The 4,630-nt window shown below is 46.5% G+C and carries 7 protein-coding genes; 2 read left to right on the forward strand and 5 right to left on the reverse strand.

Annotated elements, in window-relative coordinates:
• Positions 1–750: phosphoribosylformylglycinamidine synthase subunit PurQ (gene purQ, locus J7J01_10230; protein MCD6211234.1), on the reverse strand; the 750-nt coding region annotated here is incomplete at its 3' end.
• A gap of 75 nt (positions 751–825) precedes the next feature.
• Here purQ and J7J01_10235 point away from each other — a divergent pair.
• A complete protein-coding gene (locus tag J7J01_10235) occupies positions 826–1,119 on the forward strand; it encodes an acylphosphatase (GenBank protein ID MCD6211235.1) in 294 nt (97 codons plus the stop codon).
• A gap of 28 nt (positions 1,120–1,147) precedes the next feature.
• On the opposite strand, the gene J7J01_10240 is transcribed toward J7J01_10235, so the two are convergent.
• Positions 1,148–1,585, reverse strand: coding sequence for a dCMP deaminase family protein (locus tag J7J01_10240; protein MCD6211236.1), 438 nt, complete (start codon positions 1,583–1,585; stop codon positions 1,148–1,150).
• Between the two features lie 57 nt (positions 1,586–1,642).
• On the opposite strand from J7J01_10240, the gene J7J01_10245 reads away from it, so the two are divergent.
• Positions 1,643–2,011, forward strand: coding sequence for a molybdenum cofactor biosynthesis protein MoaE (locus tag J7J01_10245; protein ID MCD6211237.1), 369 nt, complete (start codon positions 1,643–1,645; stop codon positions 2,009–2,011).
• Positions 2,012–2,020: 9 nt separating this feature from the next.
• Here the strand turns inward: J7J01_10245 and amrS are convergent, their stop codons facing one another.
• From amrS to J7J01_10260, 3 genes are all read right to left on the reverse strand, one after another.
• A complete protein-coding gene (gene amrS / locus J7J01_10250; GenBank protein MCD6211238.1) occupies positions 2,021–3,034 on the reverse strand; it encodes an AmmeMemoRadiSam system radical SAM enzyme in 1,014 nt (337 codons plus the stop codon).
• Complete coding sequence (locus tag J7J01_10255; GenBank protein MCD6211239.1) at positions 3,025–4,248, reverse strand: HD domain-containing protein; 1,224 nt, start codon at positions 4,246–4,248, stop codon at positions 3,025–3,027. Before J7J01_10255 ends, amrS begins: the two co-directional genes overlap by 10 nt.
• A 205-nt stretch (positions 4,249–4,453) precedes the next feature.
• Positions 4,454–4,630 (reverse strand): hypothetical protein (locus J7J01_10260; protein MCD6211240.1); only part of this gene is annotated, 177 nt, incomplete at its 5' end.

Below are 4,630 nucleotides of genomic sequence, written 5' to 3' on the forward strand. Positions count from 1 at the left end.
CCCCCGACCCTTCCCCTCTCCCTCCCTTCTCCACCACTCAGAATCCAACCATGAATAAAAAGCACGCTCAGGATGTGGCATTAAACCCAGTATGTTCCCCTCTTGATTGCAGATCGCGGCGATATTGTAAATAGAACCGTTAGGATTCCAGGGATAGGATGCATAATTGCCATCTGGGTCCACATACCGGAATACTATCTGGTCGTTATCCTCCATGCGTTGCACATATCTCTCATTCGCAATGAAGAACCTACCCTCGGCATGTGCACATGGCATCTTCAATATGGAGCCATGCTCTATACCGCGTGTGAAGATGCATTTGCCACGGTTTTCATGCTTTATGAGTGTGGGGCGGCATTCAAAATGTGCAGAACTGTTCGTTGTCAATACTGCGCGCACACCATCGTCAGTACCGGGTAGCAGCCCGAGTTCCACAAGTACCTGGAATCCGTTGCATATACCCAATATAGGTTTTCCCTCCGTTACAAACTCCTCTATCTCATCGCCCAGACTGCCTCTCAATCGTGCTGCAAATATCGCACCAGCGCGTACATAATCGCCCGCAGAGAAACCTCCGGGAATCACCAGCAGGTCGTAATCAGCAAGAAACCTCCTGTCCCGCTCTTTCACTGCGCCTGTCAATTGGTTGAGATGCACTATCTCAGCCGAAGCGCCCAGTCGAGCGAAAGCGAGACAAGTCTCAAATTCACAGTTCGTACCTTCTATTTGGAGTATACATACCCTTATCATCGCTTCTATTCTTCTATTCTTTTGTTATATGATTGAATATATATGAGCAGGCTTATAGAGAGTGACAGAGATAAAATGGATGAGGGCGCACAAAAAGTAAGGGCGCACGTATTCATAAAAGGGCGAGTGCAGGGTGTACTATTCCGATACGCAACGAGAGATGAAGCGAACTTGAGGGGGGTTAAGGGCTGGGTGAGGAATCTTAGCGATGGCAGGGTTGAAGCGGTCTTCGAGGGAGATAAGAACAAGGTGGATGAATTGATTGAGTTTTGCCATTATGGCCCGCCAGCGGCGAAGGTATCATCTGTGGAAGTGAGATGGGAGGACTACACAGGCGAGTTTCGGGATTTCCGTATTCGGTATCGGTAACTGCACACATTCTACACTCCCCACTTCACTATAGAAAAGTCAATTCTATACCAGCACGGCGTAGATACTCCAATCCTTCCCTATCACTATATTCGCCTGACATCACCACGCGCTTTATACCCGCATTTATTATCAGTTTGGCACAGATCTTGCAGGGATATGAATTCACATATAGAGTAGCGCATTCTGCATCTCTGCCTGCCTGGAGTAGCGCATTCTGCTCTGCATGAACGCCTATGCACTCCTCATGCCTCTCTCCCGATGCGATCTTCAACTTATCGCGTCGGCACCCGACGTCAAGACAATGAGGAAATCCCTTTGGTGCACCATTATAGCCCGTGGATATTATAATATTGTTCTTGACCACCAATGCGCCTATCTGCCTTCTTAAGCATGTAGAACGCTTCGCCACGTCCTCCACAATGCTCATCCAATAATCGTCCCAGGGTATTCGCTCAGTACTCATTTATCATTTATATACTCATAGAAGAGATAAATCCTCTATATAAAGAAGGAGGGGGTTGTGATAACAGAGTCGGACATAACAATAACAATTGAAGAGTTCGTAGAAGAAGTAAGAAGGGAGAGAAGTGGGGATATAGGGGCTATTGTCACCTTCCTGGGCGTGGTCCGTGGTGGAGCGGGGATAAAGGGCATGGAAGTAGAAGTGAGGGACGAGGACGAGCTGGAGAGATTGAAACGGGATGTTCTGGCGAGGTTCGAGATTGAAGCAGTGAAGGTTGTACATCGCAAGGGGCGTTTGAGAGTGGGTGAAGGTATCGTTCTCGTTCTCGTAGCTTCGAAGCACCGTAAGGATGCATTCAGAGCCTGTGAATACATGGTAGATAAGTTGAAGGTGGGGACATACATAAAAGAGAGGGAGATATCGTGAGTATCACAATCACAGTATTATGTTTATATCACGTCCGCAAGCGGGGCATCTGGGGCTTCTTATTCTTCGCTTCACACGATAGTCCATACGGAGGATGAGCAACTCGCCACATCCAGGGCAGTATGTATTCTCGTATTGATGCCCCGGGATGTTCCCCAGATATACATACTCGATACCCGCATCTTTAGCGAGCTCATGAGCCATCTCTAAAGTCTCAGTCCGAGTTGGTGGCACATCAAGCATCAGATGCGCGGGATAAAACCTTGAGAAATGCAGAGGTATTGCTGTACTTAACCCTGCTACCCAGTCCGCGAACTGCCTTATCTCCTCCCTGGTGTCGTTATAACCAGGTATAATCAGGTATGTGAGTTCAAGATGTATCTGCTTATCAAGCACCCGTTTACAGGTCTCCAGCACGGGCTCTAACCGTGCGCCACAGACTCGTTTATAGAAGGAATCGGAGAATGCCTTCACATCCACATTCACAGCATCTAAGAATGGTGCTATTTCATTCAAAGCCTCCTCACTGATATAACCATTGGTCACATAAACGGTGTAAAGTCCTTCGGCTTTCGCCAGTCTGGCACAGTCATAGGTGTATTCAAACCATATCGTCGGCTCGTTATACGTCCATGCGATACCATTGCAGTGGGCTTGCTTCGCTCGTCGGACTGCTTCTTCCGGAGATATCGTAAATGTCTGGATATCACCCGGGCGTGCAGTTGAGATACTCCAGTTCTGACAATGCTTGCAGTGAAAATTGCATGAGATCGTACCGAGCGAGAAGACATAACTGCCAGGATAGAAATGATACAGAGGCTTCTTCTCCACCGGGTCTGCATTAAAAGAAGAAGCTTCAGCATAGATGAGTGTATAAAGTTTTCCAGCCCTATTCTGCCTCGTCCGGCATATTCCGAACCCATCCTCTGGTATGAGACACTGATGCGCGCAAACATTGCAACGCACCTTTGCATTTACATTTGCATTCTCACGCTTATACAGCATAGCTTCTCTTAATGGCATAATATTGCCTCTGCCGCTCTCTTCACAGCGGCTCGATACCTCATGGGTGTGTAAACACCCAATCTACGAAAATCATGGGACGCCTTATTGAGCATCTTCACAAGTTCAGAAACATCACTCAAACTTCTTATCTCATTGTGTATAACTACCTGCGCTTCGCTCTCTTTTAAAAATTCTCCTATGTCTCTCTGGACGTCCAGTATGAGATATTTCTCATCTACACCCGCTCGCTTGCTTATCTCCATCTCCAATTCCTTCACCCGGGCTTCTTCCCTCAATTCCTCCATCCGGTTCTTCTCCAGCCTATTCAACTGTATGTATAATGCACGTTTGAACAATCGCCGCTCGTTAATCAGGGTTATCATCGCCTCAGGATAGCCACCGGCGTTGCGCAGCATCGTATCTATCTCATAATCGTCCATTACTCGTAATGCGAGTGCATAGTCACGTGGCGAGGGGCTCGACTCTATGAGAGATTCCACAGCCCGTGCGAACATCAACTGTGCTATTCGCGTAGTGTGATGACTATAAACCGAGGGATACATGAGGAATCGAGAGAAGAGGAGATACTCTGCGGGCAGCAATCCTTTCTCTGTTATTACCAGATGGTCATTAAAGAAATCCAACCCCTGAATCAGCCTCATATTGTCCACCACGCCATAAGCCACACCTGTATAGAATGAGTCTCGTACCAGATAATCCATCTTATCTATATCTATCTCGCCATTCAGGATCTTAGAAAAAGCGCCCTTCGCATCTCCCTTTATAAAGCCCAATATCTTGTGCCCGTCCAGGTGATATTTAGCAATGACATCTGCTATATGAGTTGATTCTCCACCTTCATCTTTATCTTCATCATGGCTGAAGAGGATGTCTTCGATATCTTCATGGCTTTTACCGGTGAATTTCTTTATTAGAGGCTCTATCACATGCGAGTACGGACCATGTCCAACATCGTGGATAAGAGATGCGACACGGAGCTCCTGCTCTCTCTCTCTTGCAATTGCGAATCTATCAAGGATGAGATTCATGAGATGGTAAGTGCCGAGCGAGTGTTCGAATCTTGTATGATTCGCACCGGGATAAACGAGGTAAGAGAAGCCTAACTGCTTTATCCGATGCAACCGTTGCATCTCCACGGTGTCTAATAATGCAGTAATGAGCTCATCTATCTCTATATATCCATGTATCGGGTCCCTTATCAGCTTATGCATTGTATAAATATAAGAGGGGCAAATAATAAGAGATAAAAGTATAAACATCTATATTTAGTGAAACACTTCGCTATAACAACGCCTTCAATTTTCATGAAGCTCCCCCAATCTGGAGTCTCTAACTCCGCTGAGCGGAAGGTGGGCTGCGGAAATTCCATCCAGTTTTCCTCATTATTAGTTTCGGAATCTCAATTTTAAACCTTAATCATCCCTCAACCCCGTCCCTGATGAACTGTATAGTAATAGCAGCTACCAGTATCCCCATCACACGACTCAAGACCTCCGAGCCTTCAGTGCCCATTATCTGATACATCCGCTCCGACTGTTCCAATATCAACTTGGTGGCAATGATAGCGGATAATATAGCGAATAAAGTAACTAA

Source organism: Methanophagales archaeon, assembly GCA_021159465.1.
In the GTDB taxonomy this organism is placed as follows: Archaea; Halobacteriota; Syntropharchaeia; order Alkanophagales; family Methanospirareceae; genus G60ANME1.